We start from the raw sequence: 14992 nt of genomic DNA, 5'->3' as shown, positions 1-14992 counted from the left end.
GCGTTCGAGTGAAGCACGCGGCGGCGAAAGGCGTCAACGCGGCTAGCCGCCGCTGGCCCGGTACGCGGCCAGCGCGGCTTCGCGGCCTTCGGCCAGATCCACCAGCGGCGCGGCGGGATAGTCCGGTGCCAGCCGCGCGGCGAGCGCCGGCGATTCCCACGGTGCGAAGCGGGCCGGTGGCGGCAGTCCGCGCAGTTCCGGCACCCAGCGGGCGATGTAATCCCCGTGCGGGTCGAACCGGCGCGCCTGGGCGACCGGATTGAACACGCGGAAATACGGCGCCGCGTCGGCACCGGTGCCGGCGGTCCATTGCCAGCCCAGGGTGTTGTTGGCCAGGTCGGCATCGACCAGCGTGTCCCAGAACCAGCGCGCGCCATGCAACCAGTGCAGGCGCAGGTGCTTGGTCAGGAAGCTGGCGACGATCATCCGTACCCGGTTGTGCAGGTAGCCGGTGGCCCACAACTCGCGCATGCCGGCATCGACGATGGGCACGCCGGTGCGTCCGCGCTGCCAGGCCGCCAGAACGCCGGCCCCGGGGGGGGCCCAATCGAATCCATCGAAGCGCGGATTGAGATTGCGTTCGGCGGTGTGCGGGAAGTGATGCAGCAGGTGCCAGGCGAACTCTCGCCAGCCCAGTTCGCGCAGATAGGCTTCGACGTCGGCGGCGTTGGCCGCCGTGCGCGCCTGCTCCAGCGCGGCGGCGATGCGCCACGGCGCGATCTCGCCGAAGTGCAGATGCGGCGACAATCGCGAGGTTCCCACCCGATCCGGCCGATCGCGGTCCTCGCGGTAGCCGCGCAAGGCGCCCTCGATGAACACTTCCAGCGCTTCCGCCGCGCCGGCTTCGCCGGGCTGCCACTGATCCCAGAATCCCCGATCCCAGCCGATGGCCGGGGCCAGTCCCAGCGCTTCCAGCGGCACACCGGCCGCCACGTCGTGCGCCGGCAACCGCGCCGGTGCGCGCCATCGATCCCGCCAGCGCGGAGCGAGCGCCTCCCAGCGCGCCCGCGCATTGCGCCAAAACGGCGTGAACACCCGGTACGACGTGCCCTGCCCGGTCGCCAGATCCCAGGGCTCGAACAGCAGGCTGCCGTTGGCGCTTTCCACCCGCAATCCCTGCCCGCGCAGTCGCTTCTTCAGCGCGGCGTCGCGCGGCTGGGTCGCCGGTTCGTATTTGCGGTTCCAGAACACCGCGCGCGCGCCGCTGTCGCGTAACAGCGCCTGCAACGCCGCGTCGGACGGACCGGTGCGCAGATGCAGCGCGGAGCCACGTGTGCGCAGGTCGGTGTCCAGTGCGCGCAGCGAACGATGCCGCCACGCATCCGACGCCGCGCCGGGGAGCCAACCGCCCTCTTCGTCCGGTGCATGGATGTACACCGGCACCGGCGTGTAGCCCTCCTCCAGCGCCATCCGCAGCGCCGGGTTGTCGTCCAGGCGCAGATCGTTGCGGAACCAGACCAGGGCGAGCGGCATCGTGGCGCTTATTCGAAGCTGCCGATCGAATCGTGGGACAGGTTGTCGAAGCGGGTGTACTCGCCGAAGAACTTCAGCTTGCACGAGCCGGTCGGGCCGCTACGCTGCTTGCCGATGATGATTTCGGCCAGGCCCTTGTCCGGCGAGTTTTCCTTGTTGTAGTAGTCGTCGCGGTAGATGAACACGATCATGTCCGCGTCCTGCTCGATGGCGCCGGATTCGCGCAGGTCGGCCATCACCGGGCGCTTGTCGGTACGCGTTTCCAGCGAGCGGTTGAGCTGGGACAGCGCGATCACCGGCACGTTCAGTTCCTTGGCCAGGCCCTTGAGCGAGCGCGAAATCTCGGAAATCTCGGTCGCGCGGTTCTCGCTGTTGCCGGGCACGGACATCAGCTGCAGGTAGTCGATGACCACCAGGCCCAGGTCGTGCTCGCGCTTGAGCCGGCGCGATTTGGAGCGCAGCACCTCCGGCGACAGGCCGGGCGTGTCGTCGATGAAGATCTTGGTTTCCTTGAGCATCCGGATCGCGCTGGTGACGCGGCTCCAGTCCTCGTCTTCCAGTTGGCCGGTGCGCAGGCGGGTCGCGTTGATGCGGCCGTTGGAGGAAATCAGGCGCAGCGCCAGCTGGGCCGCGGACATTTCCATCGAGAACACCGCCACCGCCTTCTTCGACTTGATGGCGGCGAACTCGGCGATGTTCAGGGCGAAGGTGGTCTTGCCCATGGCCGGACGCGCGGCCAGGATGATCAGGTCGGTCGGCTGCAGGCCGGCGGTCATCTGATCGAAGTCGGTGTAGCCGGTCGGCAGGCCGGTAACGTTGCCGCCGTTCTCGAAGCGGTGCTGCAGGACCTCGAAGGCGTCCTTCAACGCCGAATTCATGCCGACGAAATCGGTGCGTCCGCGCGCGCCGGCCTCGGCGATGGCGAACACCTTCTGCTCGGCCACGGCCAGCAGTTCGGCGCTCTCGCGGCCCTCGGGCAGGAAGGCGTCGTTGACGATGCCGGTGCCGACGTCGATGAGCTGGCGCATCACCGCCTTGTCGCGGACGATTTCCGCGTAGGCCACGATGTTGGCGGCGGATGGCGTGGAGCTGGCCAGTTCCACCAGGTAGGCGCCGCCGGCGACCTGCTCCAGGTGTCCCTGCGATTCGAACCATTCGCCCAGGGTCACCGCATCGTAGGGACGATTGCGTTCGGCCAGTTCGCTGATGGCGCGGTAGATCAGCTGGTGATCGCGCCGGTAGAAATCGTTGTCGGTGAGCTTGTCGTTGATCCGGTCATAGGCTTCCGGCGCCAGCATCAGGCCGCCCAGCACCGCCTGTTCCGCCTCGATGGAGTGCGGCGGCACCCGCAACTGTTCGATACGCGCATCCTGCGGGTCGTTGCGGAAACCTTGGCGGGCGGACATGGGGGTGACGGACTCCTGTGACCGGTGCGGGACGAACGGAACGGGACTGGTCATGGTAGTCGCTCCACCGCAGGGTGGTTGCAGATAACCATGTGGATAACCGGTGGGAATCTCAGCAGCTGAGACCCGGCCGGTGAAGGAAGCAGTGCGCCGACGGACGGCAACGTGATGCCCGCGCGCCCCGTTCGACGAGACGTGTGTGGAGACAACACGTCGGAATACAAATGGAAACGGGCGCCGCGAGGCGCCCGTTCCGGTACCGCATGGCCCGGGTTATCAGGCTTCGGCTTCGACGACCACCTTGATGGGGGTTTCGACGTCGGCATGCAGCTTGGCGATGACTTCGAACTCGCCGATATTGCGGATCGGGCCTTCGCCCATCACCACTTCGCTCTTTTCCAGCGGCAGGCCGGCGGCGGTGAACGCATCGGCGATGTCGCGCGGGCCGACCGAACCGAACAGCTTGCCTTCGGTCGAAGCGTTGGCCTTGATGGTCACGCTGGCGCCTTCCAGCTTGGCGCGGCGGCCTTCGGCCTCATCGTGCACGGACTTGGCCTTGGCTTCGTACTCGGCGCGCTTGGCTTCGAACTCGGCCAGGTTGGCGGCGGTCGCCGGCACGGCCTTGCCCTGCGGGACCAGGTAGTTGCGGCCGTAGCCGGGCTTCACGTTGACCTTGTCGCCGAGGACGCCGAGGTTGGTGACTTTCTGCAGAAGAATCAGTTCCATCGTATTGCTCCGTATTCGTTAGCGGGGTTTGCCCGCAGCGTGGGCTGTCCGAATGACAGTGAAGAAAGGAACCTCCCTTGCGGGGAGGCTCCACCGCCGGGCGCCTGGGCGCCCGGCCATCGACGCTTACACGTCGTGGTTGTCCGTGTACGGGATCAGCGCCAGGAAACGCGCGCGCTTGACCGCCGTGGCCAGCTGGCGCTGGTAGCGGGACTTGGTGCCGGTGACGCGGCTCGGGACGATCTTGCCGGTCTCGGTCAGGTACTGGCGCAGGGTGTTGAGATCCTTGTAGTCGATCTCTTTCACGCCTTCGGCCGTGAACTTGCAGAACTTGCGGCGACGGAAGAACTTGGACATGGGTGTGCTCCTTAAGCGGCTTCAGCGTTGTCGGAGGATTCGGCGGCGGCTTCGTTGCTCTCGCCTTCGTCGTCATCGCGACGGCGACGCTCGCCACGCTCCGACTTCTCACCCTTCTCGTCCTTGTTCTTCATGATCAGGGACTGCTCGGTGTCGGCGCCATCGCGCTTGATCACCAGGTGACGCAGGATCGCGTCGTTGAAGCGGAAGGTTTCCACCAGCTCGTTCAGCACGGCCTGGTCGGCCTCGATGTTGAGCAGGACGTAGTGGGCCTTCACCAGGTTCTGGATCGGGTAGGCCAGCTGGCGGCGGCCCCAGTCTTCCAGACGGTGGATCTTGCCGTTGCCGTTCTCGATCAAGCCCTTGTAGCGCTCGATCATCGCGGGCACCTGCTCGCTCTGGTCCGGGTGGACCAGGAATACGACTTCATAGTGACGCATCGTTTTTACCTTTCGGATGTGGGCCCGGCGGCCTCGCGGCGCCGGGCGGGACAGCCCCCCGTCACCCGGATGGGCGCGGTGGAGCAAGGACCCCGTTGCCCGCATGGGCGTCAGGGAGCTGGAAATTATGGCAGGTCAATGACTTGCAGGCAAATGGAGAGGCAGGCGGCGATAACGGGAAGCCGTCGGCGTAGGAACGCGGCATCCGCGATGGATATCGGGTTTCCGTGAAATCACTCTAAAAACATCCAGTTAATATTTGATTTTGCTTATTTTTTCCTGTTATTCATGGTGTTGCGTGGCCGCGGAAATGGGTTCCAGCATTCGTCGGGACGACGGGGCTTCAGCGGCCGGCATTCCCGGTGCGCCCCCTCGGGCCATTGCCGGCTTCAGCGCCCATCTGCTCCTGGATCCACGCGTCGATGCGCTTCTCCAGCGCCTCCAGCGGTACCGAGCCGGTGTTGAGGACCTCGTCGTTGAAGTCGCGCAGGTCGAACTTCGGGCCCAGTGCCCTGGCCGAGCGCTCGCGCAGTTCGGAGATCTTCAACTGGCCGATCTTGTAGGCCAGCGCCTGGCCCGGCCAGGCGATGTAGCGGTCGATCTCGTTGACGATGTCCTGGTCGGTCTTGGCGGCGTTGTCCTTGAAATAGGCGATGGCCTTCTCACGGCTCCAGCCCATCGAGTGCATGCCGGTGTCCACCACCAGCCGCACCGCCCGCCACATGTCGTAGGTCAACTGGCCGAAGCGGTCGTAAGGGTCGTCGTACAGGCCCATGTCGTAGCCCAGCCGCTCGGCGTACAGGCCCCAGCCCTCGCCGTAGGCGACGAAATAGGCGGTCTTGCGGAACATCGGCAGGTCCGGCAGTTCGATGCCGCGCGCCATCTGGAAATGGTGGCCGGGCACCGCCTCGTGCAGCGACAGCGCCATCATTTCCCACTTCGGCCGGGTCTCGGGCTTGTACAGGTTGACGTAGTAATAGCCGGCGCGGCTGCCGTCGGCGGCGCCGGGCTGGTAGTAGGCGGTGGTCGTGTCGGGCGCGGCGTTGTCCGGGATGGGCCGCACGCCGTACGGCAACCGGGGAATGGTGTGGAACGCCTTCACCAGTTCCGGGTCGATCCGCTTGGACAGCGCCTGGTAGGCCTCCAGCAGTTCGGCCGGAGTCTTGTAGAAGTATTTCGGGTCGCTGCGCAGGTGGTCGAAGAAGGCGTGCAGATCCCCCTTGAAGCCGACCTGCGCCTTGATTTTCTCCATCTCGGCACGGATGCGCGCGACCTCCTTCAGGCCCACGTCGTGGATCTGCCGCGGCGTCAGCGGCGTGGTCGTGTAATACGCCGCCATGGCGGCATAGAAGTCCTGCCCGTCCGGCAGGTCGGTGGCGGCGATGCTGGCGCGGCTGGCCGGCAGGTAGGTCTGGTTGAAATACACCTGCAGCTTGCGGTAGGCCGGCACCACCTCGGCGCTGATGACCTGCCGGGCTTCCCGCTGCAGGCCGGCGCGATCGGCCTCGGGCACGCTGTCGGCGAACTTCAGGAACGGGCGGTAGAACGGGCTCTTCGACGGGTCGTCGACGATCTGCGCGGCGATCTGCGCCGGCACGCGTTGCATCAGCACCTTGGGCGGCATGTAGCCTTCGGCCACGCCCTGCTGCATCAGCGCCAGGGTCTGGTCGATCAGGGTGTCCAGGCCGGCCAGGCGCGTGATCCAGTTGCGATAGTCCTGCGTGCTGGCGAACGGCACCACCTCGGCCATGCCATCGGCCAGTTGCACCCCGCCCTGGTGGCCGATCGGTTGCAGGTATTCCTTGAAGTGCTGGCGGGAGACCGCCTGCTGCAGGTTCCACTCGAAAGTGTCGTAGTTGAGCTGGTCAGCCGGCGACAGGCCCTCGCGGCCGATGGCGTGCAGTTTTTCCAGCGCGGCCCGATCGTTGGCCTCGATGCGGGCGATGGCGTCCAGGCTGCGGTCGCTCCAGCGGTCGTTGTAGCGGTTGTCGCCGTTGTAGCTGGCGTTCTCGGGGCTTTCGCGCAGGCCGCGTTCCCACTCGGCGGCGAACAGCGCCTCCAGCGCCGCGTGCTTGTCGGTCGCGGGTTGCGCGCGCAGCGGCGCGGCCACGGTGACGGCCGCCAGCGCGGCCAGCATCAGTGAACGGAACATCGACGGCTCCCTGTGCGAAAGCCGGCAAGCTTAACGTCTGCCCCGCTCCACCGGCAGTGCCGCGGCGGGAACCCGGATCAAGCGGCGTCGATCAGGCGGCGTCGGCCTGGGTGGTGAAGCTTTCGCCGCAGCCACACTCGGCGGTGGCGTTGGGATTGCGGAACAGGAAGGTTTCGCCCAGGCCCTGCTTGGCGAAGTCGATCTCGGTGCCGTCCACCAGCGCCAGGCTCTGCGCGTCAACGTAGATGCGCACGCCCTCGAACTCGAACACGGTGTCGCCCTCGCGCTCCTCGCGGGCCAGATCGGCGACATGGCCCCAACCGGAGCAGCCGGTGCGGGCAACGCCGAAACGCAGGCCCAGCGCACCCGGCGTCTGCTCGACGAAACGCTGCACGCGCTCCAGGGCGACGGGGGTCAGGGTGATGGCCATGCATTCCTCCAGGCGGGACGTCGATTATAGGCCGTGGACGAGCCGCTGGGCCCGTCGCTCCGGTAAACTCCACCGTTCCATAAATAGTCCTGTTACGGAAGGATTCAAGTCATGACGGTGGTGAGCGTCGAACATGCGCTGGCGGGCAAGATCCCGGCCGGCGGCGAGGTCACGGTACGCGGCTGGGTGCGCACGCGGCGCGATTCCAAGGCGGGCCTGTCCTTCGTGAATGTCAGCGACGGCTCCTGCTTCGCCGCCATCCAGGTGGTGGCGCCCAGCGACCTGGACAACTACGAATCCGAAATCAAGCGCCTGACCGCCGGCTGCGCGGTGGTCGCCACCGGCACCCTGGTGCCCTCGCAGGGCCAAGGCCAGAGCTTCGAGATCCAGGCCAGCCGGATCGAGGTGGTCGGCTGGGTCGAGGACCCGGAAACCTATCCGATCCAGCCCAAGGCCCATTCGCTGGAGTTCCTGCGCGAAGTCGCCCACCTGCGTCCGCGGACCAACCTGTTCGGCGCGGTCACCCGCATCCGCAACTGCCTGGCCCAGGCCGTGCACCGCTTCTTCCACGAGCGCGGCTTCTACTGGATCAGCACGCCGATCATCACCACCTCCGACGCCGAGGGCGCCGGCCAGATGTTCCGCGTGTCCACCCTGGACATGGCCAACCTGCCGCGCGACGGCAAGGGCGCGGTGGATTTCTCGCGCGACTTCTTCGGCAAGGAAACCTTCCTGACCGTGTCCGGCCAGCTCAATGTCGAGGCCTACTGCCTGTCGCTGAGCAAGGTCTACACCTTCGGGCCGACCTTCCGCGCCGAGAACAGCAACACCACCCGCCACCTGGCCGAGTTCTGGATGATCGAGCCGGAGATCGCCTTCGCCGATCTGGCCGCCGACGCCGACCTGGCCGAGGACTTCCTCAAGTACCTGTTCCGCGCGGTGCTGGACGAACGCGGCGACGACATGGCGTTCATCGCCGAGCGCGTGCAGCCGGACGCCATCACCCGCCTGGAAACCTTCATCAACGCGCCGTTCGAGCGCATCGACTACACCGATGCGATCGGCCTGCTGCAGAAATCCGGCAAGAAGTTCGACTTCCCGGTCGAATGGGGCCTGGACCTGCAGACCGAGCACGAGCGCTGGCTGACCGAGCAGCACGTCGGCCGCCCGGTGGTGGTGATGAACTACCCCGAACACATCAAGGCCTTCTACATGCGCCTGAACGACGACGGCAAGACCGTCGCGGCCATGGACGTGCTGGCCCCGGGCATCGGCGAGATCATCGGCGGCAGCCAGCGCGAGGAGCGCCTGGACGTGCTGGACGCGCGCATGGCGCAGTTCGGCCTGGATCCGGCCCATTACGGCTGGTACCGCGACTTCCGCCGCTATGGCACGGTGCCGCACGCCGGCTTCGGCCTGGGTTTCGAGCGGCTGGTGGTCTACGTCTGCGGCCTGACCAACATCCGCGACGCCATTCCCTATCCGCGCGCGCCCGGCAGCGCCGAGTTCTGAGCCGGAGCGGATTGCAACGATGCTGCTGTTCTTTGCCCTGTGTTTTGTCGGCGTCGCCATCGCCGGCTTCTGCGCGTTCGTGATCTTCTGGCCGCTCACGCTGGTGCATATCCGGGATCGGCATGCCGCGCTCGGCGGCCAGTGGGGCGAAGGCGCTTTCCTCAAGCCGATCGCGCTGCGCTGGCTGCTGGCGCGCGGCTACCTGCCGCTGCGCGACAGTTCGCTCAGCGGCCTGGCCGCGCCGGCGCGCATTTCGCTGCTGGTGATCTTCGTTGCCCTGGTGTCGTCGGGGTTGCTGACGGTGTTCTCGCTGGTGCTCAAATGAACGATTCAAGCCATGACGCCTGGTACGTCGCCTCGCTCGGCCGGACCCTGATCTGGGCCCGCCTGCGGGTGCTGGAGGCCGGCACCGCGCAGGTGCTGGACAGCGATGGCAACACCCTGACCTACGACAGCGAGGACAGCGCCCGCGCGGCGCTGTTCGACGCCGAGTTCGTCGCCTACGACGGACTGGACGAGGAAGACGCGCTGCAGCGTGGTTTCTCGCTGGATGAAGTCAGCCCGCCGCGTGCCGACAGCGACGACGCGCTGCCCGCGCAGATGGTGCAACAGCTCGGCGGCCGGGCCTGATCGGGCGCGCATGTACACCCCGCGCGCCTTCGCCGAGACCGACCTGGGTGAACTGGACCGGCTGATCGCGCGCGACGCCTTCGTCACCCTGATCACCACCGACGCCGACGGCGCGCCGTTCGCCAGCCATCTGCCCGTGCTGTACGCGCGCGACGGCGAACGCATCCTCATCGAGGGCCATTGGGCGCGGCCCAACCCGCAGGCGCGGCACGCCGGCCCTGCCCTGCTGATCGTGCACGGCCCGCACGCCTATCTTTCGCCCGGCTGGTATCCGGACAAGGAAACCGCCGCGCGCGTGCCGACCTGGAACTACGCGATCGCGCACCTGTACGGCACGCTGGAACCCACCGAGGACACCGCCGCGCTCGCCGGCATCGTGGCTCGTCTGAGCCAGGCCAACGAGGCGCGGGTGGGCAAGGACTGGCAGTTCGAACCCGAACGCCAGGATCACGCCAGCCAATTGCGCGGCATCATCGGCTTCCGCTTCCGGGTCGAACGGGTCGAACTGAAGTTCAAACTGAGCCAGAACCATCCCGAAGCCAATGTCCGCGGCGCCGCCGCCGGCCTGCGCGAACAGGACGACCCGAACGCCCACGAAATCGCCACGCGGATGCTGGACCGCCTGGCTCGCCGCGCCGACTGAACGCACCCCCGCCCTCTTCCCTGTAGGAGCGACATCAGTCGCGACCGGAAGAATCGCCAACGGTTCGGCCTTCGCTCGTCCCTGCACGGCGGTCGCGACTGACGTCGCTCCTACAGGATGGCAATCGGTAGACTGCGGGTTCGGCATATCGAGGAACGTCGATGGATCTGAACCTGTCCGGTCGTCACGCGCTGGTCTGCGGCGCCTCAGAAGGCATCGGCCGCGCGGCGGCGCATGAGTTGGCGCTGCTCGGCGCCAGCGTCACCCTGTTGGCGCGACGGGCCGAGGTGCTGGCGGACGTCGCGGCGGACCTGCCGACGGTCGCCTCGGGCCAATCGCATGATTGGCTGGCCGCGGATCTGGCCGATCCCGCCGGGCTGCGCGCGGGCGCCGAGGCGCTGGTGGCCCGATCCCCCGTGCACATCCTGGTCAACAACACCGGCGGTCCGCCGGGCGGACGCGCCATCGATGCCGACGCGAGCGCCTATCTCGACGCGTTCCAGCGCCACCTGCTGGCCAACCAGTTGCTGGCCGGCCTGGTGGTCCCGGGCATGCGGGACGCCGGCTGGGGCCGCATCGTGAACGTGGTATCCACCTCGGTGAAGGAGCCCATTCCCAACCTGGGCGTGTCCAACACCATCCGCGGCGCGGTGGCGTCCTGGGCCAAGACCCTGTCGCGCGAACTCGGCGCCGACGGCATCACCGTCAACAACGTGCTGCCGGGCTATACCCGCACTCGCCGGCTGCAGCAGATCCTGGACGATCGCAGCGCCGCCAGCGGCAAGGACGACGCCGTCGTGGCCGCCGGCATGCTGGCCACGGTGCCGGCCGGCCGCTTCGCCGATCCGGCCGAAGTCGCCGCGGCCATCGCCTTCCTGGCCTCGCCCGCCGCCGGTTACATCAGTGGCGTCAGCCTGGCGGTGGACGGCGGACGCATGCAATCCATCTGAGGACTCCGGCGGCGGTTCCCGTGCCGACCGCAATGCAGCAGGCCGTCGACACGGGCCGGGTTAAGCTTGCGCCATGCTATCGCTGACCCACTGGATCGACGGCCAGCCGCAGGCGGCCCGCAACGGCGGCTGGCGCGCGGTGCATGCGCCCGCCGACACCCGCGAATACGCACGTCTCGCCGATGGCGACGAGGCCGACGTGGAGGCGGCCGTGCAGGCGGCGACCCGCGCCTGGCCTGCGTGGTCGTCGCTGCGCGGTTCCGAACGCGCGGCCTGGCTGGAACGCCTGGCATCGGCACTCGAGTCCCGCCTGGAAGCGTTCGCCCAGGCCGAGTCCCGGGACGGCGGCAAGCCGATCCGGCTGGCGCGCCAGATCGAGATTCCCCGCGCGATCGCCAACCTGCGTTTCTTCGCCCACGCGGCCACCCAGATCGGCAGCGAGGCGCACCACGGCGAGGCGGGCCTGAACTACACCCTGCGCCAGCCCCTCGGAGTGGTCGCCACGATCTCGCCCTGGAACCTGCCGCTGTACCTGTTCACCTGGAAGATCGCGCCCGCGCTGGCCGCCGGCAACACCGTGGTCGCCAAGCCCTCGGAGGTCACGCCGCTGACCGCGACGATGCTGGGCGAACTGGCCGCGGAGATCGGCTTTCCGGCCGGCGTGCTGAACATCGTGCACGGCACCGGTCCGCGGGTCGGAGAGCCGCTGGTGCTGCATCCACGGATCAAGGCGGTGTCCTTCACCGGCAGCACCGGGGTCGGCCAGCGCATCGCCGCCCTGGCCGGCCCGCAGTTGAAGAAGATCTCGCTGGAACTGGGTGGCAAGAACCCGACCCTGGTGTTCGCCGACAGCGATTGGCGCAACCAGTTGGACACGCTGGTGCGTTCGGCGTTCCAGAACTCCGGGCAGATCTGCCTGTGCGGCTCGCGCCTGCTGGTGGAGCGTGCCATTTACGACGAGTTCCGCGAGGCCTTCAGCGCCCGCGCCGCCGCGCTGCGGGTTGGCGATCCCGCCGACGAGGCCACCGATCTCGGCCCGCTGGTGTCGCAGGCGCATCACGACAAGGTCACCGCCTGCATCGCCCGCGCCCGCATCGAAGGCGGCCGCTTCCTGCTGGGAGGCGAGGCGTCGGCGCGCGGCGGCTGGTTCGTGGAACCCGTCCTGATAGAAGGGCTGGGACCGGACAGCGCCAGCAACCGCGAGGAAATCTTCGGGCCGGTGGCGACCCTCCAGGCGTTCGACGACGACGCGCAGGCGCAGGCGCTGGCCAACGCGGGCGATTATGGGCTGGCCGCGATGATCTGGACCCGCGACCTCGACCGCGCCCACCGCATGGCCGCGCGGCTGCGTGCCGGCATCGTCTGGATCAACACCTGGCTGATGCGTGATCTGCGCACCCCGTTCGGCGGCATGGGCCGGTCCGGGTTGGGCCGCGAAGGCGGCATGGAGGCGATGCGGTTTTTCACCGAGGCGCGGAATGTCTGCATCGCCACCGGCTGAAACCCCGCTTCCCCGCCATCCGGCGCACGGCCGGCTGCTGACGATCGCCGGCGATGGGCGCAAACTACGCGGTGGACCGCCGAGCGCTCCACCCTCCCCCGCCAGAACCGGAAACCGCCCATGAGTGATAGCGAACTCGAAAACCTGCTGCGCAACAACCGTGAATGGGCCGAACGGATCAAGCACGAGGATCCCGGCTTCTTCAAACGCCTGTCGCAGCAGCAGTCGCCGCGCTACCTGTGGATCGGCTGCTCGGATTCGCGCGTGCCCGCCAACCAGATCCTGGGGCTGGACCCGGGCGAGGTGTTCGTCCATCGCAACATCGCCAACGTCATGTCGCATGGCGACCTCAATTGCCTGTCGGTGATCCAGTTCGCGGTCGACATCCTCAAGGTCGAGCACATCCTGCTGGTCGGCCACTACGGCTGTGGCGGCGTGCACGCGGCGATGACCGGCGCCCGGGTCGGCCTGGCCGACAACTGGCTGCGCCACGTCGCCGACGTGGCCACCAAGCATGCCGTCCGCCTGGCCGAGGAGGACACCGAGTCGCTGCGCCACGCCCGCCTGTGCGAACTGAACGTGATCGAGCAGGTGTTCAACGTCTGCCAGACCACCGTGGTCCAGGACGCCTGGGCACGCAACCAGCCGCTGACCGTGCACGGCTGGGTCTACAGCCTGTTCGACGGCCGCGTGCGCGAACTGGGCATGGACGTGGACGCCGCCGACCGGCTGCACCCGACCTACGAACAGGCGCTGGCGCGGATGCCCGCGCGCGGGGACCGTCGCGATGGGTGAAGGCATCCGGACCACGACGGCACCGGTGCCGGTCGGCGCGTATCCGCACGCGCGCCGGGTCGGCCCGTTGCTGTTCCTGTCCGGCATCGGCCCGCGCGATCCGGCCACCGACACGATTCCCGGCAACGATTACTTCGCCGACGGCCGCGTGCGCGGCTACGACATCCAGGCGCAGGCGCGCGCGGTGTTCGCCAACGTGCGCGCGGTGCTGGAAGCCAGCGGCGCGCGCTGGGAGGATCTGGTCGACGTGACCGTCTACCTCACCGACATGGCCCGCGACTTCAAGGCCTACAACCAGGTTTGGGCCGAGTATTTCCCGGACGCGGCGCGCGCGCCCTGCCGCACCACCCTGGGCATCACCGCCCTGCCCACGCCCATCGCCATCGAACTCAAGTGCGTCGCCGCCTTGCCCGAGGAACGCTGACATGCTGCCCGGACCGATCAACCTGCTGGCCTGGATCGAGGAACACCGCCACCTGCTCAAGCCGCCGGTCGGCAACAAGGTGATCTACGCGGGCGACTTCATCGTCATGGTGGTCGGCGGCCCCAACCAGCGTACCGACTTCCACTACGACGAAGGACCGGAATGGTTCTACCAGCTCGAAGGCGAGATGGTGCTGAAGATCCAGGAAGACGGCGCGGTGCGCGATATCCCGGTCCGCGCCGGCGAGATCTTCCTGCTGCCGCCGCGCGTGCCGCATTCCCCGCAGCGGATGCCCGACTCGGTCGGCCTGGTGATCGAACGCCGGCGGCTGCCGCACGAGCAGGACGGCCTGCTGTGGTACTGCGAGCGTTGCAATCACAAGCTGTACGAGGAGTACTTCATCCTGAAGAACATCGAGACGGATTTCCCACCGGTGTTCGACCGCTTCTATTCCTCGCAAGCGCACCGGACCTGCACGCAGTGCGGGCACCTGAACCCGGCACCCGGCAAGTACGTGATGGCGGATACCTGAGCGCTCCATGCTGAAGATCGACACCCACGCCCATTTCCTGCCGCGCGACTGGCCCGATCTGGCTGGCAAGTACGGCGACAACCGCTTCCCGGTCATCCACCACGGCGATGATGGCCGCCACCGCATCTACAAGGACGGGCGTTTTTTCCGCGAGATCTGGCCCAAGACCTGGGATCCGATGGAGCGCATCGCCGACTACGCCAAGTTCGGCGTGCAGGTGCAGGTGATCAGCACGGTGCCGGTGATGTTCAGCTACTGGGCCAAGCCGCACCAGGCGCTGGAATTGCACCAGGCGCTCAATGATCACACCGCCGCGGCCTGCCGCGACTACCCGCGCCACTACGCCGGTATCGGCACCGTGCCGCTGCAGTCACCACGGCTGGCGGTGCAGGAACTGGAGCGCTGCATGGATCAGCTCGGCCTGCAGGGCGTGCAGATCGGTAGCCACGTCAACGACTGGAACCTCGACGCGCCGGAACTGTTCGAGTTCTTCCAGGCCGCCAGCGAACTGGGCGCGGCCATCCTGGTGCATCCCTGGGACATGATGGGCGCGGCCTCCATGCCCAAGTACTGGCTGCCCTGGCTGGTCGGCATGCCGGCCGAGCAGTCGCGCGCGGCCTGCTGCCTGATCTTCGGCGGCGTGCTGGAACGCCTGCCCGGCCTCAAGGTCTGCTTCGCCCACGGCGGCGGCAGCTTCCCCTACACCATCGGCCGCATCGAACACGGCTTCAACATGCGTCCGGATCTGGTCGCCACCGACAACCACCGCAACCCGCGCGAGTACCTGGATCGGGTCTACTTCGATTCATGGGTGGCCGATCCGCGCGCGCTGCGCTACCTGCTGGACACCGTCGGCATCGACCGGGTGATGCTGGGCACCGACTATCCGTTTCCGCTGGGCGAGCAGGAGCCCGGCGCCGGCATCGCCGCGCTGGCCCTGGGCGAAGCCGAACAGGCCCGCCTCTACCACGGCACCGCGCTGGAATGGCTGGGCCTGTCCCGGCAACGGTTCGACTGACCC

General features: G+C 67.7%; 17 protein-coding genes. 10 read left to right on the top strand and 7 right to left on the bottom strand.

Translation table 11 applies throughout. From position 1 onward, the window contains the following. Positions 1–42 precede the first annotated feature (42 nt). From IB228_RS05285 to IB228_RS05255, 7 genes are all read right to left on the bottom strand, one after another. Complete coding sequence (locus tag IB228_RS05285; RefSeq protein WP_192197755.1) at positions 43–1473, bottom strand: deoxyribodipyrimidine photo-lyase; 1431 nt, start codon at positions 1471–1473, stop codon at positions 43–45. 8 nt (positions 1474–1481) lie between these two features. Then, positions 1482–2879: a replicative DNA helicase gene (locus tag IB228_RS05280; RefSeq protein ID WP_183641666.1), complete on the bottom strand. Its 1398-nt coding sequence runs from the start codon at positions 2877–2879 to the stop codon at positions 1482–1484. A gap of 276 nt (positions 2880–3155) precedes the next feature. After that, positions 3156–3605, bottom strand: a complete 450-nt coding sequence (gene rplI / locus IB228_RS05275) for a 50S ribosomal protein L9 (protein ID WP_183641669.1) — start codon at positions 3603–3605, stop codon at positions 3156–3158. 126 nt (positions 3606–3731) lie between these two features. Then, entirely contained in the window at positions 3732–3962 is a 231-nt protein-coding gene (gene rpsR, locus IB228_RS05270) for a 30S ribosomal protein S18 (protein WP_079726029.1), read from the bottom strand. A gap of 11 nt (positions 3963–3973) precedes the next feature. After that, positions 3974–4402 (bottom strand): 30S ribosomal protein S6, encoded by a 429-nt coding sequence (gene rpsF, locus IB228_RS05265; protein WP_141453032.1) that lies wholly within the window; start codon positions 4400–4402, stop codon positions 3974–3976. Positions 4403–4745: 343 nt separating this feature from the next. Then, the gene (locus IB228_RS05260; protein ID WP_192197754.1) at positions 4746–6554 is read right to left on the bottom strand and encodes a DUF885 domain-containing protein; all 1809 of its coding nucleotides are present in this window, start codon (positions 6552–6554) and stop codon (positions 4746–4748) included. Positions 6555–6645: 91 nt separating this feature from the next. Next, on the bottom strand, positions 6646–6984 hold the full coding sequence (locus tag IB228_RS05255) for an iron-sulfur cluster assembly accessory protein (RefSeq protein ID WP_183641675.1): 339 nt from the start codon (positions 6982–6984) through the stop codon (positions 6646–6648). A 111-nt stretch (positions 6985–7095) separates the two neighbouring features. Between IB228_RS05255 and asnS the strand changes: the two genes are divergently transcribed. From asnS to IB228_RS05205, 10 genes are all read left to right on the top strand, one after another. Next, entirely contained in the window at positions 7096–8496 is a 1401-nt protein-coding gene (gene asnS, locus IB228_RS05250; RefSeq protein ID WP_192197753.1) for an asparagine--tRNA ligase, read from the top strand. Positions 8497–8515: 19 nt separating this feature from the next. Beyond that, complete coding sequence (locus IB228_RS05245; protein ID WP_183641680.1) at positions 8516–8821, top strand: hypothetical protein; 306 nt, start codon at positions 8516–8518, stop codon at positions 8819–8821. Then, positions 8818–9126 carry a hypothetical protein gene (locus IB228_RS05240; RefSeq protein WP_192197752.1) on the top strand — a complete coding sequence of 103 codons (309 nt, stop codon included), beginning with the start codon at positions 8818–8820 and terminating at the stop codon, positions 9124–9126. The genes IB228_RS05245 and IB228_RS05240 overlap by 4 nt, the downstream gene beginning before the upstream one ends. Before the next feature lie 10 nt (positions 9127–9136). Next, on the top strand, positions 9137–9769 hold the full coding sequence (locus tag IB228_RS05235; protein WP_192197751.1) for an FMN-binding negative transcriptional regulator: 633 nt from the start codon (positions 9137–9139) through the stop codon (positions 9767–9769). A 161-nt stretch (positions 9770–9930) separates the two neighbouring features. Continuing rightward, positions 9931–10719, top strand: coding sequence for an SDR family oxidoreductase (locus IB228_RS05230; protein WP_192197750.1), 789 nt, complete (start codon positions 9931–9933; stop codon positions 10717–10719). 73 nt (positions 10720–10792) lie between these two features. Beyond that, entirely contained in the window at positions 10793–12220 is a 1428-nt protein-coding gene (locus IB228_RS05225; protein ID WP_192197749.1) for an aldehyde dehydrogenase, read from the top strand. A gap of 120 nt (positions 12221–12340) precedes the next feature. After that, complete coding sequence (gene can, locus IB228_RS05220; protein ID WP_192197748.1) at positions 12341–13015, top strand: carbonate dehydratase; 675 nt, start codon at positions 12341–12343, stop codon at positions 13013–13015. Next, positions 13008–13439: a RidA family protein gene (locus IB228_RS05215; protein WP_183641695.1), complete on the top strand. Its 432-nt coding sequence runs from the start codon at positions 13008–13010 to the stop codon at positions 13437–13439. The genes can and IB228_RS05215 overlap by 8 nt, the downstream gene beginning before the upstream one ends. Position 13440: 1 nt before the next feature. Further along, a complete protein-coding gene (locus IB228_RS05210; protein WP_192197747.1) occupies positions 13441–13971 on the top strand; it encodes a 3-hydroxyanthranilate 3,4-dioxygenase in 531 nt (176 codons plus the stop codon). Between the two features lie 7 nt (positions 13972–13978). Beyond that, positions 13979–14989 (top strand): amidohydrolase family protein, encoded by a 1011-nt coding sequence (locus tag IB228_RS05205; RefSeq protein ID WP_192197746.1) that lies wholly within the window; start codon positions 13979–13981, stop codon positions 14987–14989. The last annotated feature ends 3 nt before the right edge of the window (positions 14990–14992 follow it).

Source organism: Pseudoxanthomonas sp. PXM04 (assembly GCF_014851695.1).
GTDB classification, from domain to species: Bacteria; Pseudomonadota; Gammaproteobacteria; order Xanthomonadales; family Xanthomonadaceae; genus Pseudoxanthomonas_A; species Pseudoxanthomonas_A beigongshangi.
Note: the sequence above shows the minus strand (reverse complement) of the source record. Positions and strands in the feature narration are given on the sequence as shown.